Source organism: Streptomyces albidicamelliae (genome assembly GCF_025642175.1).
In the GTDB taxonomy this organism is placed as follows: Bacteria; Actinomycetota; Actinomycetes; order Streptomycetales; family Streptomycetaceae; genus Streptomyces; species Streptomyces albidocamelliae.
The window spans coordinates 7,808,827-7,832,861 of record NZ_CP106795.1 but is presented as its reverse complement, the minus strand read 5'-3'; the positions used below and the strand labels follow the sequence as shown (position 1 = coordinate 7,832,861).

21 protein-coding genes are annotated in these 24,035 nt (G+C 71.6%); 8 read left to right on the top strand and 13 right to left on the bottom strand.

All coding sequences use genetic code 11. The features are described from left to right. Positions 1 to 13: 13 nt before the first annotated feature. Positions 14 to 457, bottom strand: a complete 444-nt coding sequence (locus N8I86_RS35380) for a VOC family protein (protein ID WP_263279680.1) — start codon at positions 455 to 457, stop codon at positions 14 to 16. Positions 458 to 606: 149 nt separating this feature from the next. Here N8I86_RS35380 and N8I86_RS35375 point away from each other — a divergent pair, with 149 nt between their 5' ends. Next, on the top strand, positions 607 to 1,056 hold the full coding sequence (locus tag N8I86_RS35375) for a spore-associated protein (protein ID WP_263279679.1): 450 nt from the start codon (positions 607 to 609) through the stop codon (positions 1,054 to 1,056). 827 nt (positions 1,057 to 1,883) lie between these two features. On the opposite strand, the gene N8I86_RS35370 is transcribed toward N8I86_RS35375, so the two are convergent. The 3 genes from N8I86_RS35370 to N8I86_RS35360 form a co-directional block, all read right to left on the bottom strand. Continuing rightward, complete coding sequence (locus N8I86_RS35370; RefSeq protein WP_263279678.1) at positions 1,884 to 2,384, bottom strand: hypothetical protein; 501 nt, start codon at positions 2,382 to 2,384, stop codon at positions 1,884 to 1,886. Between the two features lie 490 nt (positions 2,385 to 2,874). After that, entirely contained in the window at positions 2,875 to 3,570 is a 696-nt protein-coding gene (locus N8I86_RS35365; RefSeq protein WP_073899023.1) for a GAF and ANTAR domain-containing protein, read from the bottom strand. Positions 3,571 to 3,894: 324 nt separating this feature from the next. Further along, positions 3,895 to 4,326, bottom strand: a complete 432-nt coding sequence (locus N8I86_RS35360; RefSeq protein WP_073897968.1) for an Hsp20/alpha crystallin family protein — start codon at positions 4,324 to 4,326, stop codon at positions 3,895 to 3,897. 729 nt (positions 4,327 to 5,055) lie between these two features. Between N8I86_RS35360 and N8I86_RS35355 the strand changes: the two genes are divergently transcribed. Further along, positions 5,056 to 7,080 (top strand): galactose-binding domain-containing protein, encoded by a 2,025-nt coding sequence (locus N8I86_RS35355; RefSeq protein WP_263280207.1) that lies wholly within the window; start codon positions 5,056 to 5,058, stop codon positions 7,078 to 7,080. Positions 7,081 to 7,235: 155 nt separating this feature from the next. Beyond that, positions 7,236 to 8,222, top strand: coding sequence for a CorA family divalent cation transporter (locus N8I86_RS35350; RefSeq protein WP_260148938.1), 987 nt, complete (start codon positions 7,236 to 7,238; stop codon positions 8,220 to 8,222). 9 nt (positions 8,223 to 8,231) lie between these two features. Here the strand turns inward: N8I86_RS35350 and N8I86_RS35345 are convergent, their stop codons facing one another. Beyond that, positions 8,232 to 8,567: a hypothetical protein gene (locus N8I86_RS35345; RefSeq protein WP_143611341.1), complete on the bottom strand. Its 336-nt coding sequence runs from the start codon at positions 8,565 to 8,567 to the stop codon at positions 8,232 to 8,234. A gap of 223 nt (positions 8,568 to 8,790) precedes the next feature. On the opposite strand from N8I86_RS35345, the gene N8I86_RS35340 reads away from it, so the two are divergent. The 3 genes from N8I86_RS35340 (at position 8,791) to N8I86_RS35330 (ending at position 11,431) form a co-directional block, all read left to right on the top strand. After that, positions 8,791 to 9,078 (top strand): hypothetical protein, encoded by a 288-nt coding sequence (locus tag N8I86_RS35340; protein ID WP_263279677.1) that lies wholly within the window; start codon positions 8,791 to 8,793, stop codon positions 9,076 to 9,078. Continuing rightward, positions 9,075 to 9,461: a DUF389 domain-containing protein gene (locus N8I86_RS35335; RefSeq protein WP_263279676.1), complete on the top strand. Its 387-nt coding sequence runs from the start codon at positions 9,075 to 9,077 to the stop codon at positions 9,459 to 9,461. The genes N8I86_RS35340 and N8I86_RS35335 overlap by 4 nt, the downstream gene beginning before the upstream one ends. Before the next feature lie 131 nt (positions 9,462 to 9,592). Next, positions 9,593 to 11,431 (top strand): glycoside hydrolase family 15 protein, encoded by a 1,839-nt coding sequence (locus N8I86_RS35330; protein WP_073897962.1) that lies wholly within the window; start codon positions 9,593 to 9,595, stop codon positions 11,429 to 11,431. Positions 11,432 to 11,443: 12 nt separating this feature from the next. Here N8I86_RS35330 and N8I86_RS35325 read toward each other — a convergent pair whose 3' ends face one another. The 7 genes from N8I86_RS35325 to N8I86_RS35295 all read right to left on the bottom strand — a co-directional run bounded on the left by N8I86_RS35325 (position 11,444) and on the right by N8I86_RS35295 (position 20,844). Then, positions 11,444 to 13,210, bottom strand: a complete 1,767-nt coding sequence (locus N8I86_RS35325; RefSeq protein WP_263279675.1) for a cation:proton antiporter — start codon at positions 13,208 to 13,210, stop codon at positions 11,444 to 11,446. Between the two features lie 51 nt (positions 13,211 to 13,261). Continuing rightward, positions 13,262 to 14,302, bottom strand: a complete 1,041-nt coding sequence (locus N8I86_RS35320) for a cytochrome d ubiquinol oxidase subunit II (protein WP_073897958.1) — start codon at positions 14,300 to 14,302, stop codon at positions 13,262 to 13,264. Further along, entirely contained in the window at positions 14,299 to 15,726 is a 1,428-nt protein-coding gene (locus N8I86_RS35315; protein ID WP_263279674.1) for a cytochrome ubiquinol oxidase subunit I, read from the bottom strand. Before N8I86_RS35315 ends, N8I86_RS35320 begins: the two co-directional genes overlap by 4 nt. Before the next feature lie 37 nt (positions 15,727 to 15,763). Next, entirely contained in the window at positions 15,764 to 16,603 is an 840-nt protein-coding gene (locus tag N8I86_RS35310; RefSeq protein WP_263279673.1) for an SDR family oxidoreductase, read from the bottom strand. Positions 16,604 to 16,773: 170 nt separating this feature from the next. Next, positions 16,774 to 18,363, bottom strand: coding sequence for a GMC oxidoreductase (locus tag N8I86_RS35305; protein WP_073897954.1), 1,590 nt, complete (start codon positions 18,361 to 18,363; stop codon positions 16,774 to 16,776). Positions 18,364 to 18,469: 106 nt separating this feature from the next. Then, positions 18,470 to 19,384 carry a cyclase family protein gene (locus N8I86_RS35300; protein ID WP_263280206.1) on the bottom strand — a complete coding sequence of 305 codons (915 nt, stop codon included), beginning with the start codon at positions 19,382 to 19,384 and terminating at the stop codon, positions 18,470 to 18,472. A 29-nt stretch (positions 19,385 to 19,413) separates the two neighbouring features. Continuing rightward, positions 19,414 to 20,844, bottom strand: a complete 1,431-nt coding sequence (locus N8I86_RS35295; protein WP_079192647.1) for a chloride channel protein — start codon at positions 20,842 to 20,844, stop codon at positions 19,414 to 19,416. Positions 20,845 to 21,122: 278 nt separating this feature from the next. Between N8I86_RS35295 and N8I86_RS35290 the strand changes: the two genes are divergently transcribed. Further along, complete coding sequence (locus tag N8I86_RS35290; protein ID WP_073897952.1) at positions 21,123 to 21,629, top strand: hypothetical protein; 507 nt, start codon at positions 21,123 to 21,125, stop codon at positions 21,627 to 21,629. 18 nt (positions 21,630 to 21,647) lie between these two features. On the opposite strand, the gene N8I86_RS35285 is transcribed toward N8I86_RS35290, so the two are convergent. After that, on the bottom strand, positions 21,648 to 22,232 hold the full coding sequence (locus tag N8I86_RS35285; protein WP_263279672.1) for an AMIN-like domain-containing (lipo)protein: 585 nt from the start codon (positions 22,230 to 22,232) through the stop codon (positions 21,648 to 21,650). 161 nt (positions 22,233 to 22,393) lie between these two features. Here N8I86_RS35285 and N8I86_RS35280 point away from each other — a divergent pair, with 161 nt between their 5' ends. Next, the gene (locus tag N8I86_RS35280; RefSeq protein WP_263279671.1) at positions 22,394 to 24,022 is read left to right on the top strand and encodes an alkaline phosphatase D family protein; all 1,629 of its coding nucleotides are present in this window, start codon (positions 22,394 to 22,396) and stop codon (positions 24,020 to 24,022) included. Positions 24,023 to 24,035 lie beyond the last annotated feature (13 nt).

Here is a 24,035-nt window from a genome sequence, read left to right as displayed (position 1 = left end):
ACAGGTGGGCCGGTCAGTCCACGGTCTGTCCGATGCCCAGCATGTTCCCCTCGCTGTCCCGGAACCAGGCGCCCCGTGCCCGCCGCGGGCCCGGCGCACGGGAGCTCAGGTACCCCTCGACGTCCACGATCCCGTCCCGGGTGTGCGCGCCGCCGTACACGGGGGGCAGCCCGAACTCCTCGAACTCCACGCCGCGCCCCCGGAGTTCCGCGACGACCGCCTCGATGTCGTCGACCTCCCAGGACATCTGCGTGAAGCCGCCGGACGAGGCTCCCGCCGAGTGGAACACCTGGAACTCCGCGCCTGCGCACCGGTACAGCAGCCCGCCGGGTCCTTCCTCGGCGGGCCGCAGTCCGAGCCGCTCGGCGTAGAAGCGCCGTGCCCGGTCCAGGTCCTGGGCCGGGAGCCTGGTCGCCACACGTCCGCGGGCCAGCAGGGTGCCGTCTTCTTCGTTCATGGCCCCAGTCTGGGCGCCCGGCCGGCCGCGGACCGCGCAGGCGTGACCCCGTTTCGAAATATCCCGCGGACAGCGGTACAACCAATCCGTTCCTCCGCGGGTCACATGATGCAAGGAGCAATTACCTCCAGGACTTACTAGGGGGAGAAATGCGATTCACTCGTTCCGCTCTGGCCGCCACCGCCTTGGCGGCCCTCTCCGTGGGAGCCACGACCGCATTGGCGGCACCGGCTTCCGCGGCGGCCAACACCACCCCGCAGAAGGTCTGCGGAAGCGGTTACAAGACGGTCAACTCCGCACCCGTCGGCTCGCTGGGCACTGTGTACCTGACGTACAACGCGACGAACGGCAGGAACTGCGTAACGACCATCCGCAACAACCCGGGCACCACCCTCTCCATGTCGGCGTGGGTGTACGTCTCCGACACCGACCAGGGTGACGAGGACTACGGCGTGTACACCTCGTACGCGGGTCCGACGTACGTCTACGGCAAGGCTCACTGCGTGGACTGGGGCGGCAACATCAAGAACGTGTACGTGCAGGTCACCGGCTCCAACTGCGCCTCCCTGAAGGAGAACCGGGTCACGTTCACCCGCTGACCCGCGCTGTCACCCACCCCCGCCCGGAACGGAAGGCGTTCCGGGCGGGGGCGAGGTGTCAGAGGCCTTTCGCCCCCTGCGCGCATCAGCGCACGCTCGTCGATCACGACGCATTCGGGGAGCCGGAGGGCCGACGAGTCGCGCACCACGGAAGGCTTTCCGTTCCTTCACGGAATCGGATTCACCGGGTGCGCGGAATTCACGTCCGGAGACCAATTCCGGGTGCCCTTTATTCGTTCTCGCGTCGCGCCACGGCCACGTTCTCGTGCATCCATGACATTCGCTCACCGCGCCCGGTTGTAAAACGCAGCGGTTGCAGCGGCTGATGACCGAGGCGGCCGAGGCCGAGCGGCCGGATATCGCGGCTGTCGATTATCGCGTCACCGCGCCTCCTTTGCCCCCTCGTCGCCGTCCTCCAAGGCCTGCGCTCCCACTCCGAACACCTCACCGAACAACTCGCCAACCTGGGGCCTCACCCGTGGGACGCGCAAGGTGCACGTCCCACGGGACGAGGACGGGCGCATCATCACCGGCGTCCCCACCGGCACCGGTCCGGAAGGGCCGCAGGCCGAGAGAGCGGCGTGGCGGAGTCGGAGCCGCTGCTGTTCTCCGGCCCCCGCCCCCGTCACCGTCGCGGCGTTCCCGCGCACCCGCGTCTACGGCCACAGTCCCTGGTCTGGCTCGATGACGTCGGAACGCAGGTGGGGTCACGACCGCGTTCCCGCTGGGCAGGAGGGTGCACCAGCAACGCAAAGCCCGGCGGGGCTGCCGAGCAAGCTGACGCCGATCTACCACCCATCGCCTGCGGTCGCGGCGATGCGGGCGGCTCAGAGGCTGCCGAGCGCGCCCACGGCCGCGAGGATGTGGGCCGCCCCGAGGATGTGGGCCGCCCCGAGGGTGTGGGCCGGCCCGAGGGTGTGGGCCGGCCCGAAACGCGCCCTCTCTCCGGCGCACCACCAGGAGAGCTGCCCCTGGACCTCGTGCGCGTGCACGCCCAGGTTGTGTTCGACGCACAGGGGCCACGCCTGCCACAGACACTCAGTGACGGTGTCCTGCGCGGCGTCGGCGACGATCGCCAAGGCATGAGCAAGGTCTTCGGCCGCCTTTGGGTACAGGTGACCGCCGTGCCACTCGCCACTGGCCAGCGCAACGTAGACGTACTCCGGCTCGCCCGCCTCGTAGGAGGGCTGGGCCACCAGTCGCAGGGGCCCCTGCTCAGGAAGGGTCGCTGCCACGTCCCGGTTGAGGAGCGCAAGAGCCTCGTCCCACAGGGGGTACTCGCCCAGCGAGACGCGACGGAGCCCGGGATCTTCGAAGAGAGCATGCACAGGGCAATCCTCCACCACGGACGGTCGCCCCCAGTCGCGCACCTCCGGCCGCATGAGCTACGAGGAGCGAGCCGCGATGCGAGGGACGATCTCTCCGCCCAGGGTGCTGCTGCTCGTACCAGTAGGCGTAGTCCCGCGGCCGGAGGGCTGAGATCTGGACCCGGCAGTCTCCCAAGGCGGCGCCGAGATCCTGATCTTCGGCCCTCGGCCGGACGACCCACCTTCCTTCTTCCAGCGCCGGTCACTAGGCGGATGTGTACCCGGCCCAGGCCGCGACCACCGCGGGCACCCCCACGGTGCACGAGGGACCAGAGCGCCTGCCCACGCGGCTTCGTGTGCATCACAGCCCGCGCAACAACGACACCCCTCGTGGCGTGTAACCGCCTTGAGGAACTGACGCCGCGACAAAGACCAGTGCACCCCGGATGCCAGCGGGCCGCCCGGCAGGGGTCGGATTCACGCTGACGCGTGCGCCGTCTCGGGGCGCTCGTCAGAGTCGGGGGCGCAGCGGAGGTCGGGTGGTGGGGGGTCGCCCCGCCAGCTCGGTGAGCAGGCGGGTGCAGACGTCGTTGAGCTTGAGGTTGGTCTGCTGCGAGAGCCGGCGCAGGAGGTCGAAGGCCTCCTCCTCGGTGCACCGTTGCTGTTGCATGATGCTGCCGATGGCCTGGTCGATGATGCGGCGGGAGGAGAGCGCGGCCTGCAGGTCGTGGGTGAAGTCCGCTGTGTCGGCGAGCCGCTGGGCCAACGCGATCCCGCCGCCGGCCTGGGCCGCGAACGACGCCAGCGTGTGCCGGTCGTCCTGGGAGAATGCGTGCGGGTCGGCGGCGTAGAAGTTCAGGGCGCCCGCGGTGTGGGTGTGGACGGGGATCGGCAGGGACAGTGAGGAGCGGATGCCCAGGTTGGCGGCGAACGCGGGGTAGGAGCCCCAGCGGTCCTCTTTCAGTGTGTCCGCCACGTGTACGGGCCGGGCCGTGCGAAGGGCTTGCAGACAGGGTCCGTCGTCCTGGCCGTACTGCTTCTCGTCCAGCTTTTCGGCCACTCCCCCGGTGCTGACCACGGTCAGCGGCCGGTGCCGCCGCTGGATCGTGACGCCGCAGCCGTCCGCCCCTGAGACGGAAACCGCGTCGTCGACGAGGTGCTGCAGGAAGTCGCGTACGGAGGCGGTGTCCAGCAACCAGTCGATCATGTCGTGCGCGTTCAGCCTTCCCTCTGGCCGGTCCACCGCCCGTCACCTCCCATTCCTGCATCCCGTATGAGCGCGTCCGCTGTGCGAATCCCCTGCGTCCCGTGTTGGTGCCCTTGGTCCGCCGTGGCGCGCGGAAAGTGCCAGGGCCGTCGACGCGTCCGGGTTGGCGAGGGGCCGGATCCCCGCTCGGCCTCGCGCCGCCGGCCGAGCCGTCTTGGCGCGTGGCTGTCGGTGGCAGGCCGGGTCGGCCGGACGGGCGCTGCGGCGCGGAGGGCGGGGGGAGAGGGTCGGATGCCGGCCCTCCGCTGCCGTTCAGCGTCCGGCTCAGCCGGAGATCTCCTTGCGGTCCGCTCCGCCGCTGATGGCGATCTTGCGGGGCTTCGCCCGCTCGGCGATCGGGATGCGAAGGGTGAGGACCCCGGCCTCGTAGTGGGCGGAGATGCGCTCAGTGTCCAGCGTGTCGGCCAGGACGATCTGGCGGGAGAAGACGCCCAGGGGCCGTTCGGAGAGTTCCATCTGCACGTCGTCGGACTTCGCCACGGGCCGGCGTTCCGCCTTGACGGTCAGCATGTTCCGTTCGACGTCGATGTCGATCGCCTCCGCGGTGACGCCGGGGAGATCGAAAGCGACGACGTACTCGTCCCCCTCGCGGTAGGCGTCCATCGCCATCGCGGACGGCCGCGACCAGGTCGCCGGGCCTGTCAGCTGCTGGGCCAGCCGGTCGAGCTCACGGAAGGGGTCGGTGCGCATCAACATCGGAAAAACACCTCCAGGGCTTCAGGCAGTAGCTGCCAATGCGCTGCACGGAATCCGTTGTAACATGTCATCCAATGGATGACAAGCTCAGATGTCATCCAAATAATGACACCCTGAGAGTGGTGTTGTGACAGCAGCCAGCCGGCCGAACCCGGAGGACGGCGCACGGGATCCGAGGTCGTCACTCGCAGCAATCGCGGCGCCGGAAGCCCTGGACGACGCCCCCCCCCGCATCGCCACCGAGCAGCCCCGCGGCCAACTCAACACAGCCCTCGGCCACGATGCCCCCGCCGCCCTCCTGCCGGCGTCGAGCATGAGAAAAGAAGCTCTCGCCGGAAGCTGACCCGGGTGCTGTGCGACGAGACGCAGCGGCTGGGCCTTCCACCGTGCGGGAGGCCCCATGCTGGGCGCTCGTTGGAGCAGGCCTCGCGCTCCCCTGCCGACCAGGTGTTGGCGCTGGCGTTCTAGGCCTCGGCGAGCGGGACCAGACAGTCGGGGCCGAGCCCCGTGGGGCCCTCGAAGTAGCGGTCGCGGCGACGGCGAGATCCGAGTTCAGGTCGCCCCCCGGGGCGACCTGCCCGCTCCCCCACCCCCCGCACGAGTCTTGATTTCCTACGCGTCAGTAGCGATCCTTCCTGGGCAGCAGACCGCCCAGTACATGACAATCGGACCGCCGACCGAGGGACGTGGGTCGTGAGCGCAGGTGTCAGGCCGTACCGCCGCAAAGAAGTGACCGTCGTGTCGCTGCTCCTTCTCGTACTCGCCTGCGTCCTCGGCCCGACGCCGAGTTCCGCGGCGGCGAACGAGTGGTGGGTGCCCGTCTCCCGGCCCGCACCGGACTCGGGGATCGATGTCACCGGCGAGCCGTTCACGGGCACCGACGCCCAGGGCAGGGTGCGCGGCTTCGTCGACGCCCACGACCACCTGTTCGCCAACGAGGGCTTCGGCGGGCGCCTCATCTGCGGCAGGACGTTCTCGCCCGCGGGGATCGCCGACGCGCTCAAGGACTGCCCGGAGCACTACCCCGACGGCTCGCTCGCCGTCTTCGACTTCATCACCAAGGGCGGTGACGGCCGGCACGACCCGGTCGGCTGGCCCACGTTCAAGGACTGGCCCGCGCACGACTCGCTGACCCACCAGCAGAACTACTACGCGTGGGTGGAACGGGCCTGGCGCGGCGGCCAGCGGGTGCTCGTCAACGACCTCGTCACCAACGGCGTGATCTGCTCGGTCTACTTCTTCAAGGACCGCGGCTGCGACGAGATGACGTCCATCCGGCTCCAGGCGAAGATGACGTACGAACTCCAGGCCTACGTCGACAAGATGTACGGCGGCACCGGCAAGGGCTGGTTCCGGATCGTCACCGACAGCGCGCAGGCCCGCGAGGTGATCAAGCAGGGCAAGCTGGCGGTCATCCTGGGCGTGGAGACCTCCGAACCCTTCGGCTGCAAGCAGGTCCTGGACATCGCCCAGTGCGACAAGCACGACATCGACGCGGGGCTGGACGAGCTGTACGCGCTGGGCGTGCGCAGCATGTTCCTCTGCCACAAGTTCGACAACGCGCTGTGCGGGGTGCGCTTCGACTCGGGCAGCCTCGGGACGGCGATCAACGTCGGGCAGTTCCTGTCCACCGGCACCTTCTGGAAGACGGAGAAGTGCGCGGGGCCGCAGGCCGACAACCCCATCGGCAACGCCGCGGCCGCCGGCGCCGAGGCGAAGCTCCCGGCGGGCGTGACCGTCCCCTCCTACGCGGCGGACGCCCGGTGCAACACCCGCGGGCTCACCGACCTCGGCGAGTACGCCGTGCGCGGCATGATGAAGCGGAAGATGATGCTGGAAGTCGACCACATGAGCGTCAAGGCCGTCGGCCGCGTGCTCGACATCTTCGAGGCTGAGTCCTATCCCGGTGTCATCTCCTCGCACAGCTGGATGGACCTGAACTGGACCGAACGGGTCTACCGCCTCGGCGGCTTCATCGCCCAGTACATGCACGGCTCGGAGGGCTTCAGCGCCGAGGCGAAGCGCACGGAGGCACTGCGCGACAAGTACCACGTCGGGTACGGCTACGGCACGGACATGAACGGCGTGGGCGGCTGGCCCGGACCCCGCGGTGCCGACACCGCCAACCCGGTCAAGTACCCCTTCCGCAGCGTCGACGGAGGCTCCCTGATCGACCGGCAGACCACCGGCGAGCGCACCTGGGACCTGAACACCGACGGAGCCGCGCACTACGGCCTCGTACCGGACTGGATCGAGGACATCCGGCTCGTGGGCGGACAGGACGTGGTCGACGACCTCTTCCGCGGGGCGGAGTCCTACCTCGGCACCTGGGGAGCGACCGAGCGGCACCAGGCGGCCACCGATCTGGCCAAGGGCGCCCCGGCGACGGCCAGTTCGACCGAGTGGAACCCGTTCACCAGCTACGCGCCGGGCCGGGCCGTGGACGGCAGCCGCGACACCCGCTGGGCCAGCGGCTGGAGCGACGGGCAGTGGCTGCGGATCGACCTGGGCTCCACCCACCTGGTCGGCCGGGTCACCCTCGACTGGGAACGCGCGTACGGGAAGTCGTACCGCGTCGAGCTCTCCACGGACGGCGAGAACTGGCGGACCGCCTGGTCGACGACCTCCGGTGACGGCGGTCTCGACACCGCGCGGTTCGCCGGCACACCGGCCCGCTACGTCCGTGTCACCGGCACGGAACGCGGCACCCAGTGGGGCTACTCGCTGTACGACGTCGGCGTCCACAGCGGCTGACCCCGGCCGTCCCGTCCCGGGCGGCGCTTGCACCGACCTCCTCGCCGCCCTCACCCGTTCGAGGCACCCGTCGCTGCGCCTGCGTGTGTCAGCGGCGGGGACGCCGGAGTGTGCCCCCCGTGGAAGCTACGACCGACGGGCGACGGAGAGACGAGATGATCGTGTCGGTGGTGTCGATGCCCGCGGGGACCACCACGGGCACGGACCTGGCGGAGGCGCGTGACCGCCTCGCCGCATCCGACTTCCTGCTCGTCGACGTCCAGCTGCCCGACGATCCGGCGAGCGAGGCGGGACCGGTCGTCGACGGGCTCGGACTCGCGGCCGAGGCTCCGCCCTGGTTCGGCAGGGCGGGTGAGCCGGCGCGGGCCCAGTTCCTCGGCGACCGGGCCGGACTCGTCGTCCCCGTCGTCGACGAGGGCCAGGTGGACCACGTGCACGTCCTCGTGACGGAGCGGCACCTGATCACACTCCACCGGGGGCCCGCCGAGCCCCTGGGGAGTCTCCTCGTGCGGCTCGGGCAGGAGAACCCGCCCGACACCGTGTCCCTGCTGTTCCTGCTGCTGGAGGAGGCCCTGGACACCTTCCGCCGGGCCGCGGTCGCCGACCTCCTCGTGGTCGAGGACCTCGAGGACGAGATGTTCGAGAGCCGGCGCCCCCAGCAGGTCTACCGCCTGTCCCAGCTGCGGCGGCGCTCCGCGCTGCTCCACCACCACCTGTTGCCCTACCTCCAGGCGACGGACGAGCTCATCAACCGCAGGGTGCTCAACCGCGCCTTCCCGGAGGAGCGGCAGCGGCTCGCCCGGGAGTTCCAGCACACCGGCCGGCTGGTGCTCACCGACATCCAGTCCCTCCAGGAGGCCAACCGGCGCGCCTTCGCCAGCTACTCCTCCCTGGTGTCGGGTGAGCAGAACGGTGTGATCAACCGGCTGGCCATCGTGTCTACGATCTTCCTGCCGCTGACGTTCATCACCGGGTACTTCGGCATGAACTTCACGTACCTGACCGACGAGATGGAGAGCAGGGCCATCTTCTGGCTGCTCGCGGTCGCGTTGCAGGTGGTCGTCCTGTTCGGCGCCCTCTACGTACTGCACCGCACCCACATCTGGCGCAGGCTCCGCGACGACGGGCTGGACGACGGCTGAGCGGGCGCGTCAGTCCGGGGCGAAGGAGAAACTGCGCCACAGGCCGGTGGACCGGACGACCTGGTCGGAGGACGGCCCGTCCAGGTAGATGCTCTCCCCGCCGGGCGGCACCGTGCAGTCGGGTGTGGTGTACATGAGCAGACTGCTCGTCGTGAAGTTGTCGACGCGGGTCACGCCCTCGCGGAAGCGGTAGCACCCCTCGGTCACCGGATTCGAGATGGTCTGCACGTGCCGGGCGCCGTTGTGGGCGACGATCTGACCGTTGGCCTGATCCTCGCAGGCGGTGAGCGCGAGGCCGAGCACGGCGATGCCGGTGAGCGCGGCCACGGACCGTGAAGCGGGCATCGAGCCTCCTGTGCCGGGGGACGGGGAAAGCTGCCGGGGAGTCCTCCCGCCCACCACTATCCGCCAGAGCGGGCGGACACGCCTGGTGAGTACGACCGTTGCGGTCATGTGCGGGGGGGCGGCACCCGTACGGGCGGCGCGTTCCCGCGTGCCGGGCGACAGTGGAGGCGTGTGCCGGCGAGGCCGCCGTGCCGATCCGGTCCGCGCTCACGGGAGGTCGCGGATGGACCTGATCCACTTCCGGATGGTGGTGCCGCCCGACCTCACCCAGCCGGTCCTGGACCTGCTCGCCCCGCACGACCGCGTCCTCAACCTCGTCGTCGTACGAGCGGCACATGTGCCCGACGGCGACGCGGTCGAGTGCGACGTACTGACGGGCGCCGCGAACGGCGTGCTGGCCGATCTGCGCGGGCTGGGCATCGACCGTACGGGGTCGATCGCCGTCGACGACGTCGACATGATGCTCTGTTCCTGGTCATCACGAGCCTCATCGGCTCCGTCGGCATCATGACGAACTCGCAGATCCTCATCGTCGCGGCCATGGTGGTCGGCCCGGAGTACCACGCGATCACCAGCGTCGCCCTCGGCCTGGACCGCCGTAGCCGCCCCAGGGTGCGGGAGGGGACGCAGGCGCTGACGGCCGGTTTTCCGCTGGCCATCGTGGTCACGTTCGGGTTCGCGGCCCTGGTGCGCGCCTTCGGCCTGCAGTCCGCCGCCTTCCAGCGGGGTCTACGGCCCGTGTCCCATCTGATCGACACTCCGGACTTCTTCTCCATGGTCGTGGCCGTCCTCGTCGCCGTCCTCGTCGCCGTCGGTGTCGTCACCCTGCGTCTGCAGCGGCGCGTGTGGCGCCACGCGGCCCGCCGCGCGGAAGCAGCGCTGAGCCAGCGCTGACAGCGTGTCCCCTCCCTCCTGACCTGGGCATCTCACCTCTGACGAGTCCGACGGGCCGGAGCCGCGGCACCGGCTTACGCTGATCCGGAGGGACGCGTTCGGGTGAACCGCGCACCGGAAGGGGCAGCCCGATGGACGACTACCCGCTCATCGAGAACCACGGTCTGCTCGGCGATCTGCAGACAGCGGCGCTGGTGACCACCGACGGCACGGTCGACTGGCTGTGCCTCCCGCGGTTCGACTCGCCCAGCGTGTTCGGCGCGCTGCTGGACAAGGACAAGGGCGGCCACTGCACGGTCCGGCCGGTGCACGAGATGTACGCGACGAAGCAGTTGTACCTGCCCGACACTGCGGTCCTGGTGACCCGCTTCATGACCGAGGCGGGCGCGGGCGAGGTCCTGGACTTCATGCCCGTGACGGGCACGACGGCCACCGACCGCCACCGGCTCGTCCGGCTGGTGCGCTGTGTGCGCGGCAGCATGACGTTCGACGTCGAGATCGCTCCGCGGTTCGACTACGGCCGCATGGCGCACCGGCTGCACATCACCGAGCACGGGGCGCTGTTCGAGGCGGCGGACGGCACGGAACTGACCGTGCACCCCATCCGCGAACCGGAGGACGAACGGCTGGTGGACGTCCTCACGGACCGGGGGAACGACCTGCACTTCACCCTGACGCTGGAGGCCGGCCAGCAGCGGGGGCTGGTCCTGGAGTCGGCCGCCGACGGACCCCCGCGGCAGATCCGCCTCGCGCAGTACCAGGAGCTCTTCGAGGAGACCATCAGGTTCTGGCGCTCCTGGCTGGGCCAGTCGCAGTACTCGGGGCGCTGGCGGGAGACGGTGGAGCGCTCCGCGATCACCCTGAAGCTCATGACGTACGCCCCGAGCGGTGCCCTGGTGGCCGCCCCGACCACGGCGCTGCCCGAGCAGCTCGGCGGGGAGCGCAACTGGGACTACCGGTTCACCTGGATCCGGGACGCCTCCTTCTCCGTGTACGCCCTGCTGGGGCTGGGGTTCACCGAGGAGGCGAAGGCGTTCATCGGCTGGCTGGGCGACCGGGTGAAGGAACGGGCCGGCAGCGAGGGCGATTCGGGGCCCCTGAACATCATGTACCGGGTCGACGGCACCTCCGACCTGGTCGAGGAGACCCTCGACCACTGGGAGGGCTACGCCCGTTCGGCCCCCGTGCGGATCGGCAACGGCGCGGCCGACCAGCTCCAGCTGGACATCTACGGCGAGGCACTGGACAGCATCTACTTCGCGCACCGGCACGGGATCAGGCTGGGACACCAGGGATGGACCTCGCTGCTGACCAACCTCGACTGGCTGGTCGACCACTGGGACCAGGCGGGCGAGGGTCTGTGGGAGACCCGCGGCGGCCGCAAGAACTTCACCTACGGCCGCGTCATGTCGTGGGTGGCGTTCGACCGCGCGCTGCGCCTCGCCGAGTCGCACGGCCGCCCGGCCTCGACCGCCCGCTGGAGCAGCGAACGGGACGCGATCTACGAACAGGTCATGGCCAAGGGCTGGAGCGAGGGACGGCAGGCCTTCGTCCAGCACTACGGCGGCGACGTGCTCGACTCCGCGCTGCTGCGCATGTCCACGGTCGGGTTCATCACGCCCGAGGATCCGCTGTGGACGTCGGCGCTCGACGCGATGGAGCAGGAACTGGTCAGCGACAGCCTGGTCTACCGCTACAACCCGGAGGCCTCCCCCGACGGCCTGCGCGGCTCCGAGGGCACCTTCTCGCTGTGCACGTTCATGTACGTCGACGCCCTGGCCCGGGCGGGACGCACCAACCGGGCCCGGCTGGTGTTCGAGAAGATGATGGGCTACGCGAACCATCTGGGCCTGTACTCCGAGGAGATCGACCCGACGGGCCGTCAACTCGGCAATTTTCCGCAGGCGTTCACGCACCTGGCGCTCATCGACGCGGCGCTCACACTGAACGAGGTGCTGGAGAAGCGGTAGCCGGGGCCCGGTTCAGGAGGGTGAGGGCGCCGGTCCGAGGAGGACGACCGCGTCGCCCTGCCGCCCGGTGGCGGGCGGCGGATCCTCGGTGACGGGTTCCAGGGCGCCATCGGCCCGTACGACGAACAGCACGTCGTGGCCGGGCGGCCGGGGCGCCGACGCCGGCTGGACGTGGAAGCGGGCTCCTCGCCCGTGGCGGTCCGCGAGCGCGTGGCGGACCAGGCGCGGGCCGAACAGCGTGCGGCCGCCGGTGTAAGGGGCGACCACGCCTTCCCCGCCCGGGGGCGGGCCGATGCGGTACACCGCGCCGTCGACGCTGTCCTCCAGGACGATCGAGGCGAGCGCGTTGAAGTCGTCGTCGGCCGTCAGCAGGAAGACCGAGGTGACCCCCTCGAGTCCGGCCTGCGGCTCGGTGGCCAGGGCCATCAGCTCCCCGCCGGCCAGGTCGACCCCCGCCCGCTCGATCCGCTCCCGCTCCTGTGCGCCACCCGCCCACATCAGCACGTCGACACCGGCGGTGCGCAGTGCCCGCGCGAGTGCGACGACCCAGCCGTCGCCGCCCACCAGCAGCGGACGGGCCCGCTCGGGACGTCCGACGCCCAGCCGGCCGGCGACCGGCTTCGCGGTCAGTCCGTAGACGAGGACGGTACCGACGATGACGAGGAAGGTGACCGGGAGGATCTTCCCGGCGCCGCGCAGCCCCGCGGTGGTGAGCGAGGCGGAGAAGGTCGTGGCGGTGGAGGCGGCCACGATGCCGCGCGGTGCCATCCAGCCGACGAAGGCCCGTTCACCCGCGGCAAGGTCCGTGCGAGTGGTGGACAGCACCGACACCAGGGGCCGGACCAGCACGACGAGCACGGCGACGAGGGCGAGCGAGGGCAGCAGCACGCCGACGAGCGAGCGCGGTGTCACCGTGGCCGAGATGGAGACGAACAGCAGGCCGATGATCAGCTGGACGAGCGTCTCGAAGAACGGCTTGCGTGCGGGCATGTCGAGTCCGGGCAGATTCGCGACGGCCAGCCCGGTGACGATCGCGGCGATGAGGCCCGTGTCGTCGTACGCCATGTCGCAGCCCGCGGCCACCGCGACGACGGTGGCCAACTGGGCGAGCGTCCCCAGCGTCTCGCCGAGGCGGAGCCTGCGCAGGGCGCACCAGAGCAGCGCGGCGCCGATCGCCCCGCCGGCGAGTCCGACGGCGAGGCCGGCGAAGAACGCGGCGAAGCGGAAGTGACCGCTCCGGAGCCCCCCGGAGACGATCGAGTGGAAGACGACCGCGCCGAGGATGCCCCCGACGGGGTCGATCAGGGTGCCCTCCCACATCAGGACCCGCCGCGCCTTCTCCGACGGCCGGACGTGCTCCAGCAGGGGGCCGACGACGGTCGGTCCGGACACCACGAGAATGACCCCGATCATGCTGGCCGCGGCCACCGGCACACCGAGGAGTGCCGGCCCCAGGGCGACGACGGCGCCCCAGGTCAGGAGCACGCCGAGCACCATCAGCCGGACGACGACGCGGCGGGTCGCACCCCGCAGGTGGCGCAGGTCCAGGCCGAGGCCCGCGTCGTAGAGGATGATCGCCACGGACACCGAGACGAGCGGGGAGAACGCCGGCCCGAGCAGCTGGTCGGGGTGGACGTCGTCGGTCAGGGCCCCGGCGGCGAACCCGGCCGGCAGCAGCAGGAGCAGGGCCGGGATCCGCAGCCGGCTCGCCAGGATCTGGCACCCGGCGGCGAGGGCGACGGTCAGCCCGACGCCCAGCAGGATGTCGTCCGTGGTCACGTGGATTCCGCCCGCGCCCGCACGTCCGCCAGGGGCCGGCCCGCCGCCGGGTCAGCCCTCGTCACCGGTGCCGGCGCGCCGCAGGTCGGCGTCGGTGAGGCTCTCCAGCTCGCCGTGGGTGTCCAGCCAGTAGAGCAGGACGACCGCGGGGATCACGAGCACCAGTGCGACGAGGGTGACGAAGCCCAGCCATCGCATGGTGCTGTGCGCGCCCGCGCCGTCGGCGACGGTCAGTGAGGTCGGGATGAGGTAGGGGCGCTGCGCCATGCCCCAGGCGAGGACGGACGAGGCGACCGCGGCGACCGCCGTGGCCCGGGACCAGGCTCCGGCGGGGCGGGTCAGCAGCCAGGCGGTGGCGGCGGTGGCGAGCGCCGCCACGACCACGAAGAAGAGGCCGACGCCGTGCGTGAGCCCGTGCCACACATGGGGGGCGTCCCCGTGGGTGACGACCAGGGTGATCACGGCGAGGACGGCCAGACCGGCCAGGGCGCCCCAGGCCCGGCGCCTGAAGTAGACGTCCAGGTCCGGCGCGGCGAACCGGCGGGCGTCGGCGGCGAGGAAGACGGCGCCGAGCGACGCGGTGGCGGCGATGGCGAGCAGCCCGAACAGCAGCGAGGTCGGGTTGGCCCAGGCGTCCGTCGAGGCGGTCGTCGTCGCGTTCACCCGGCCCGAGGCCACTCCCCCGGCCGCGGCGCCCAGGAAGAACGGTGTCAGCAGGGAGGCGACGGCGAACACGGCCCCGTACAGGCGCCGGCCGGCCAGCCGCCGGGCGGGTTTGCGCAGGGCGAAGCCGGCGCCGCGCAGCACGGTGCCCACGGCGGCGAGCACCAGGGGCAGCCACATGGTGACGAACACCTGCTGGAAGAAGACCGGGAATCCGGTCCACATGATGACGAGGACGAAGATCAGCCAGACGTTGTTGACCTCCCAGACGGGGGCCATCGCGTGGTCGATCAGCCACCGCGGACGCTTGCCGCGCTCGGCCCCGCCGGCGGTCAGGTCCCAGAACCCGGCTCCGTAGTCGGTGCCGCCGCCGCAGGCGTAGGCGGCGACGGCGAGCAGCAGGACGACGGCGATGACCCCGGCGATCACCGGGGGCTCCCGGCGGAGCGCGGCCCGTACGGGGTGTCGGCCTCCGGTGCCTCCCGTGGCGGGCGCGGGCCGCCCGCCGCGTCCGCCTCGCGCCAGCGGGTCCGCATCTTCAGCAGAATCACCAGGAACGATCCGAAGACGAACACGTAGACCACGATGACGAGGGCGAACATCACCCACAGACTGGACGCGCGCGTCGAGGTGACCGCTTCGGCCACGCGCATGTTCTGGTACACGATCCAGGGCTGGCGGCCGACTTCGGTGGTGATCCAGCCGCATTCGACCGCGGCCACGGAGGCCACGCCCGCGACGGCGGCGCAGCGGTAGAACCAGGGGGAGGCGGGCAGCCGCCGGTGGCGCAGCCAGACGAAGGCGTAGCAGAGGGCGAGCAGGATCAGACCCGAGCCGATGAACACCATGCTGTCGAACGTGAAGTGGGCGATGGTGGCCTCGGCGGCCGTCGGCCGGTCACCGGCGGGCACCGAGGTGAGCCCGGTGACCTTGGTGTCCGGGCGGAAGCCGGCGAGGATCGAGTCGAGTTGCGGGATCTTGACGCCGCCGGAGACCGTGCCGTCGGGTTGGAGCCGGCCGTAGAGGTACTCCGGGACATGGGTGTCGGTCTTCCAGACGATCTCCATGGCGGCGAACTTCACCGGCTGCTTGTGGAACACCTGCCGGGCGATGGAGTCGCCGAGCACGAACTGCACCGGTGTGCACACCGCGGCGAGGGTGAAGGGGATCGTGAAACCGAGGCGGTGGTAGTGGTCCCGGCGCCCGCGGAGCCAGCCGGTCGCGTACACACCGGCCACGACGTAGCCGGCCGTCAGGAACATCGCCACGACGAAGTGCCAGTACTGCGGGCCGAACATGGGCGTGAAGATCGCCTTCCAGATCTCCACGTCGGTGGGGTTGCCGGCGGCGTCGAGGGTGAAGCCCCGCGGGGTGTTCATCCACGAGTTCGCGGCGATGATGCCGAAGGCGCCCAGCAGGGCCGCGAAGGGCAGGGGCAGGCCGAGCAGGAAGTGGGTGCGCGCGGGGAGCCGCCGCCAGCCGTAGAGGTAGACGGCGATGAGCACGGCCTCCAGGAAGAAGGCCCAGGCCTCGACCCCGAAGCCGATGCCGAAGACGTCGCCCCACCGGCCCATCATGCCCGGCCAGAGCAGTCCGAACTCGAAGGACAGCACGGTGCCCGTGACGACCCCGATCGCGAACTGGACCGCCATCACCGCCGACCACCGGCGTGCCAGCAGGAGGGCGGTCTCGTCGCCGCGGCGCAGCCCGTAGCCGTGCATGATCAGGGTGATCAGCGGCAGGGCCACACCCAGCGGCACCAGGATGATGTGCGACGCGAGGGTGAAGGCCATCTGGGATCTGGCCGGGAGCATCTGCGCGGGCGGGTCCGCCAGCATCAGGACGGTGTGCATCGGTGCCTTTCCGGGAGGCGACGCCGGGCTGGTGGGTTCAGCCGCCGGTGGCGAAGCCGGGGAACAGGGTCATGCCTCCGTCGACGTACAGGGTGGTGCCCACGACGTAGTCCATGAGGTCGGAGGCGAGGCCCACGACGGCGTGGGCGATGTCGTCCGGCTCTCCGACCCGGTCGTAGGGGATCAGCTTCAGCAGGTCCCGCTCCGCCTGCGGCGTCTCCCAGGCACTGCGGTTGATGGGTGTCTTGATGGCTCCCGGGGCGACCGCGTTCACCCGGATCTTCTTCGGGGCGAGTTCCTGGGCGAGGGTCTCCATCATCATCTGCACGCCGCCCTTGGACGAGGCGTAGTTGACGTGACCGGCCCAGGGGATGAGCTGGTGCACCGAGCTCATGCAGATGATCTTCCCGGCCGCCCGCGACACCTCGGGGACGACGCCGCGGCGCAGGAACTCCTTGGTCGCCTCCCGCGCGCACAGGAACTGCCCCGTGAGGTTGACGTCGATGACCTTCTGCCACTGGGCGAGGGTCATCTCGGTGAGGGCGGCGTCGCGCTGGAGTCCCGCGTTGGCGACCAGGATGTCGATGGTGCCGAACTCCTGGACCATCCGGTCCACCATGGCGACGACCTGGTCCTCCTTCGAGACGTCGGCCTCGTAGGCGGCGGCCTTCACCCCGAAGGCGGCGATCTCCCGGACCACCTCCTCCGCCTCGTCGCCGCCGGCCACGTAGTTCACGACGACGTCGGCCCCGGCCCGGCCGAGGGCGACGGCGGTCGCCCTGCCGATCCCGGAGTTGGCGCCGGTGACCAGCGCCTTCTGGCCCGCCAGCAGCTGTGCCGGAATCACGTTCTTCGGTGCGCCCTCGGTGGAACTCACGATGCCCTGCTCCTCTGCCTGCCCGGATCGTCCGGGCGCGGCCCGGACGGTTCAGGCGCCAGACAAACACCGTGCCGCGCCCTCGGCATGCCGGGACGGACCGCATTGCGCCTTGCGGCCGAGCATCTTCGCCCGCGTGGAGGGCCCGGCGGCCGCGCCCGGCGGTCGCGTCAGCCGAGGCGCTCCAGCAGGTGGTCGCCCACGCGCAGGGCGTTCGCGATGGCCGTGAGGGACGGATTGACCGCGCCGATGCTCGGGAAGAAGCTCGTGTCGACCACGTAGAGGTTGTCGAGGTCGTGGGCCTTGCAGTTGAGGTCCAGGGCCGAGGACGCCGGGTCCGTGCCGAAGCACACGGTGCCGGCCTGGTGGGCGGTGGCGCCGATCGGCATCCCCTTGTGCAGGTAGATGCTGCGGGACAGCAGGTGGTGTTCGTGCATGCCGAGGCGGCCGAGCATGTGCTGCAGCTTGTGCCGCAGCCGCTTGAGACCGGCGATGTTGTTGTCCTCGTCGAGCGTGAGCCGGATACGGCCGTCCTTCTCCAGCGTCACCCGGTTGTCCGGCCGGGGCAGGTCCTCCCCGCACAGCCAGAAGTCGACGGCGTGGTGCGCGAGGACCTCGAACGGCATGTCGGGGCTCACCGCGCCGGCCCAGCGCGGGGCCTGGCCGTGGATCTGCTCGGCGTCCGACTTGCCGAGCATCTGGATGCCGCCGAGCGGGTAGTCCCAGTCGTCCGCGCCGAGGTACCAGTCGTGCAGGGCGAGGGTCTTCTGGAACTGGGTGTCGTTGGGTTCCTTCGAGACGGCCATCAGCGCGAGATTGTTGTGCCGCATGTAGTTCCGGCCCACGACACCGGAGCTGTTCGCCAGCCCGTCGGGGTGCCGGTCGTCGGCGGAAGCGAGCAGCAGGGCCGCGGAGTTGACCGCGCCGCAGGCCACGACCACGACGCTCGCGGAGAACCGGGCCTCCTCGTCGCCGGGGAGCTGGGCGACGACGGTGGTGACGCTGCGCCCGGTCGGATCGGTCTCCAGCCGCGTCACGCGCGCGTGGGTGACCATGTCGACGTTGGGGTGCTCGAGTGCCGGCTCCACGCAGATCACCTGGGCGTCGGACTTGGCGCGGAGCAGGCACGGGAAGCCGTCCACCCGGTTGCAGCGGATGCAGGCGCTGGCGTGGGTGGCCCGGCCGAACTCGTCCTGGGTGAGGTTGACCCCGATCGGCAGGTGGAAGGGGTGCAGCCCCTGCTTCTCCAGGTCCTGGCTCAACTGCTCGATGCGGGGCTCGTGTTCGACCGGCGGGTAGGCGTACTGCGCGCTGCTCGGCCCCTCTGTGGGGTCCTCGCCGTGCCGGCCGTGCACCAGATAGAGGTGCTCCGCCTGCGTGTAGTACGGCTCCAGGTCCTCGTAGGCGAGGGGCCAGGCGGGCGAGAGGCCGTCGTGGTGGCGCAGTTCGCCGAAGTCCTCGGGGCGCAACCGGAACAGCGCGGCGCCGTAGAACTTGGTGTTGCCGCCGACGTAGTAGTTGACCTCGGGCGGGAACTCGTCGCCGCGCCGGTCGAGCCAGAACTCGGGGGCCCGGTACTTGGCCTTGACGAACACGGCCGTGGAGTCCCAGTTGTCGCGCTCGCGCGGCAGGTAGCCGCCGCGTTCGAGGATGAGCACCCGCTTGCCCGACGGGGCGAGGCGGTGCGCGAGGGTGCCGCCGCCCGCGCCGGTACCGATGACGATCACGTCGTACGGGGGGAGTGCGTCCACGGCGACCACCGTCCTCGCTCGTGTGGTCTGGGCTGTTGCCGGCTTTTCCTCTTCGAACGTACGCGCAGTGCGGTCGGGCGGCACCCGGAGCGGGACCGGTGCCGGACCGGCCGGCTCACAGAACGGCGATCGGGTTCACCGGGGAGCCGGTGGCCGCGGGGAGCCGCAGGGGGGCCACGACGCACAGGAAGTGCCAGCGGGCCTGCTCCTCGCAGACCGGGACCAGCTCCTCGAAGTCCAGCCAGTCCAGCAGGTGCACGCCCATGGCGTTGACGGCCAGGACGTGCACGGGGAACGGGACCTCCGCCACGGCGCTCGGCGCGGCGTCGCTGTTGCCGTCCGACCCGAGGACGGACACCTGCCGCTCGGCCAGGAAGCGCATCGCCGTCGGGTGCAGGCCGGCCCGCTCCCGTGTCACGTCCCAGGCGCCCAGGGTCCGGCGCCGGAGCCGGTGGCCGACGCGCACCAGCAGCAGATCGCCAGGCCCGACGCGAGTCCCCTGGGCGGTCTCGGCCGCGGCGAGGTCGCCGGCGGTCACCTGGTCCCCGGGGTCGAGCCACGGCACACCGCGCAGGCGCGGGACGTCCAGGAGGACGCCCCGGCCGACGATGCCGTCCCGGACCAGGTCGACGGTGAGGGTGCCGGCGCCGTCCGGGGTCACGGTGCCGGCCGGGACCCCGCCGTACAGTGCGCCGTCGAACATCACGTGGCACAGGGCGTCCAGGTGGCTGTCGACATCTCCGTGCACGTTCATGGCGAACCGGTCGCGGGCGAAGTACAGCCCGTGCTCGTGGCCTTCGCGGTCCGTCGGCGCGGTCATCCGGTGGCTCGCGGGCTCCGGGCTGTCCGGACCGGGCCGGGTCTCGACGGGGGCGGCCAGCGACACCGTGCGTCCGGACCGCACCCCGGCGGCGGCCGCCACCACGCGCTCGGGGGTGATCAGGTCCAGCGCGCCGCGCCGGTGCTCCCCGCCCGCGGGAGCCGGCTCGCGCAGCCTCCGGTACAGCTCGCGGAAGGCCGCTTCCGACATGGGCGGCGCGGCGGCGGGCGGTCGCTCGATCACCGCGGCCTCCCGGACGCCGGCCCCGGTTCGGGCTCGGCGCCGTCGTCCTCCCAGGTGGCCGCGGGCCGGGCCGCGGGCGGGCCGGCGGGCCTGCCGACCGGCGGCACGGCGCGCCCGGGCGGCAGCAGCTCGACGGTGACGAAGCCGACGACGGCGGCGAGGATCGCCACGGGGATCATGGCTCCGCTGCCGAGCACGAGGACGACGAGCAGCACGCTGCTGACGGGGAGCCGCAGCGCGGCGGCCGTCGCGGCGGCCATGCCCGCGGCCATGCCCGGCACCACGCCGAGGCCGGGCAGGGGCGCGAGCAGGACGCCCACCGCCGCGCCCAGGAAGAGGGAGGGGAAGACCGGGCCGCCGCGCAGGCTGCCCAGGCACAGCGCGTACGCCACGGCCTTGCACAGCAGGACGGCGACCAGGGCGCCCACGCCCCAGGCGTGCGGGTCCGCGGCCAGCCGCTGCAGCACGGCCTCGCCGGAGGAGGCCACGTCCGCCGGTGAACGGCCCACGGCGAGGGTGTACACCGCGGCACACGCACCGGCGCCGAGCGCGCACAGCGCCGTGTGCAGGACCGGTCCGCCCGCGACGAACACCGCGGCCCGCCGCCCCATGGACAGCACCAGGTGCACGGCGGTGGCGAGGGCGACGGCCATGAGCACGGACCACAGCACGTCGCCCGCGTCGAGGCGGGGGAACGGGACGCCCACGGTCATCGAGAGGCTTCCGGTGGACAGGCCCGTCCAGCGTCCGAAGCCGGTGAAGACCAGCGACCCGATGCCGCTGGACAGGAGCGCGGGCAGCATGACCGCGAAGAGCTGCGGGCCGCCCACGCCGGCCACCTCGATCAGGATCACCGCGCCGATCAGCGGATTGCCGAAGATCGCCGACAGGGCGGCCGCGGCACCGGCGGCGCCCACCAGGGCGGTGCCCTGCGCGGTCACCGGGGTGCGGATCAGGTCCCGGAAGAACAGGGCGAGGCCGCCGCCGAGCGCGATCAGCGGGGCCTCGGGACCGAGGGTGGCGCCGAGCGGCAGACTGGCCGCGGCGGCGAGCACCACTCCCGGCAGGGCGGCCGGGGACATTCCCCCGGTGTGCAGACCCGAGGCGGGGATGTGCCCGCCGGCGCCCCGCATCCGGCTGACGACCAGACCGACGAGCAGACCGGAGACCGCCAGCAGAGGCAGCGGCCACCACCAGGGCGGCGTGCTCCAGCCCAGATCGGCCGGGAGCCCCACCCACAGCAGGTGTTCGAGTTCGTGGAGCCCGGCGAGGAACCAGAAGGCGGCCAGGGAGACCGGCACACCGACGACCGCCGAGAACGCGAGCGTCCTCTGGTAGGCGGGGTCGCGCAGCAGCGACCGTAGCCGGTCGGCCTCTTCGGGCTGGGTACCGGCGGCCGGCGCGGGAGTCGCATCGGACCGGGTCACGACACCGTCCCTCCCGTGTCAGCCGGGGATCGTGCGCTGGTGTGCCGCGCGCCTCCCTGGCGGCGCGTCTCCCGTCATTGCAGCACTCGGCACTTGGCCCCGCACGTCCGGACGGCTTCCGGAGCGGTTACGGTGACGGCTGCCCGGCGCCGATCGCGTGTCCGGGCGGGGCTGTTCGGGTGCCGGTGCCGCCCGGGCGCCCCGCTCCGTGTGCGGGACCCCGTCGCGCCCCCTTCACTGAGAGGGACAGACGGATCCGATCGCACGGGAGGCGCGGCATGACAGGGAACTGGACACGGGGTGCGGCCGGCACGGCGCTGGCCCTGGCCGTCACGGTCGGGGCGGCCGGCTGCTCCGACAACTCCGGAACCCCCTCCACCGGCTCCAGCAAAGCGGCGTCGGCGGCCAGCAAGGCGGCTTCGGCGGCCTCCTCCCTCGCTTCCCAGGGGACCGACGCGCTGGCCTCCGCCACCGCGGAGGCCAAACGCAAACTCGACGAGGCCAAGGGCGGTGTCAAGGCCAAGGACGACGTCAGCCTCGGCTCCGCCACCATCGGCGGCGACGGCAAGGCCACGGTCAAGGTGACGGCCAAGAACACCGCGGACGCCGCCAAGTCCTTCGCCGTGCAGGTCAACTTCACGGACACGAGCGGCAATCTGCTGGACGTGACCGTGGTGAAGATCAGCGACGTCGCCCCCGGCGCCTCCGGTGACGGCACCGCCACCAGCAACCGGAAGCTGACCGGACAGGTCAAGGCCGACGTCGCCACGGCCCTGCGCTACTGAGCCGCCCGTGGCCCGCGCTCACCAGGTGTGGGCCACGTCCACCACCAGACGGTCGGCCACGTGCTGCACCCGGAACGGCAGCCGTGCCCGCACTCCCAGACCGACCTGGGTGACTCCCTCGAAGCTGGAGCCGAACTTCGTGTCCCTGAAGGTGCGGTAGCCGGTGAGGCTGACGCCCGGCAGCGACTTGCCGGGCCGGGCGGGATAGGTGGGTTTTCCGGTCTCGGGGTCGTACGCGGGCGCGCCGACCCTGATGTCGAGGATCGCCCCTCCGGCGACCGGTATCACCGTGTCGGAGGGGTCCTGACGGAAGGTCTTCACGTAGGCGACGGAGTAGGTCAGCGGAGCCGTGCCGCCGCCGACGTCGAAGACCATGCGGTCGTAGCAGGTGTGCCGGCCGGTGCGGATGTCCGTCAGCGAGTGCGCGACCGCCGAGTCGCGGGTCGCACGCTTGGGCAGACTGCCCCATCCGGTCGGGCACGCGGTCGCGGCGGCGGCCGAGGTCCTGCCGTCGGCCGCCGACGCGGCCGTGGCCACGAGGTTCAGTGACCCCGCTGTCACGAGCGCGACCACAGCGACCGCCGGCCATTTACGCTTGTTCATGTTTTGCCCCCTGGCGTGACGGTATCGAGCGAAGCGTCACTCATATGACGTTCGCCACCGGCGTTTGGTTGTGCTGTCTCCGGAACGATGCCTACCGCCCCGCTCTGTCCGCCGGTCCCGCCGTTGCGTACCGTACGGTCCGACGGAGGAGGGGATCGCAGATGGCCGAACTGCGCCTGGGACCACTGCTGAGGCACACCGACGAATCGTCCGCCACCGTGTGGGTGGAGACGAGCCGGCCGTGCGCCGTCGAGGTGCGCTGCTCGACCGGGGCGCGGGCGCACGCCCCGACGTTCCAGATCGCCGGGCACCACTACGCGCTCGTCACCGTGACCGGTCTCGAGCCGGGGACCTCGGCCTCCTACGAGGTGTTCCTGGACGGCGGCGCGGTCTGGCCGTTGCCCGGTTCCGCGTTCCCGCCCTCGGTCATCCGGACCCCCGCCGAGGGCGACACCGTCCGGATGGCCCTCGGTTCCTGCCGGTGGGCGGCGCCGCCCGCGGACGGCAAGGACCCGGTCGGCACGGACGCCCTCGACAGCCTCGCCACCCGGCTGGCCACCGACCCCGACGCCGAACGCCCGGACGTGCTGCTGCTGTTGGGCGACCAGGTCTACGCCGACGAGACCTCCGCGGCCACCCGGAACTGGCTGTCCTCCCGCCGTGACCTCCGTGAGGCCCCGGGCGGTCAGGTCGCCGACTACGAGGAGTACTGCCACCTCTACTACGAGTCCTGGCTCGACCCGCAGATCCGCTGGCTGCTGTCCACCGTGCCGAGCCTCATGATCTTCGACGACCACGACGTCGTCGACGACTGGAACACCTCGGCGGCCTGGCTGGCCGACATGCGCGCGACCGCGTGGTGGCAGGAGCGGCTGCTGAGCGGTCTGATGTCGTACTGGGTGTACCAGCACCTCGGCAACCTCACCCCGGCCGAGCTCGCCGACGACGCGACGTACGCGGCGGTGCGCGACACACCCGACGGCACCGACGTGCTGCGCGCGTTCGCCGCGAAGGCGGACGCCGACTTCGCCTCCGTACGCTGGAGTTACCGGCGTGACTTCGGCCGGGTCCGGCTGCTGATGGTGGACTCGCGGGCGGCCCGGGTGCTCGACGAGGACCGACGTGCCATGCTCGACCCCGCCGAGGCGGAGTGGGTGCGCGAGCAGGTGCTGACCGGCCCGGGATCGTACGACCAGCTGCTGATCGGCACGTCGCTGCCCTGGCTGCTGCCGCATCTGGTGCACGACGCGGAGGCCTGGGACGCGGCCCTGTGCGCGGGAGAGCGCGGGGCGCGGTGGGCGCGGCGCGGCGAACGCCTGCGCCGCGGGGCCGACCTGGAGCACTGGGCGGCGTTCCCCCGGTCCTTCGCCGATCTGGCCGCGCTGATCGCCGAGGCGGGTTCCGGGGCGGGTGCGCCGGCCGGTGTGTACGTGCTGTCCGGGGACGTGCACCACGCCTATGTGGCGGAGGCCTCTTGGCCGTCCGGTGGCCCCGACGCGCGGGTCGTGCAGCTCACCTGCTCGCCCGTGCACAACTCCGTGCCGGTGTGGATGCGGCTGGGGTTCCGTTTCGGCTGGAGCCGACCGGCCCGGCTCCTCGGCCGCGCGCTCGCCCGACACGGCCGCTGTCCCCGGCCGCCGGTGAAGTGGCGCAAGAGGGGCGGCCCCTGGTTCGGCAACCAGCTCATGACCCTGACGCTGCACGGGCGTTCGGCCCGGCTGCGGCTGGAGCGGGCCGGCGCGGACGGCAGGCTGCGCACCGTGCACGAGACCACGCTGACCACCCCGTAGGCCCGCGCCCGTG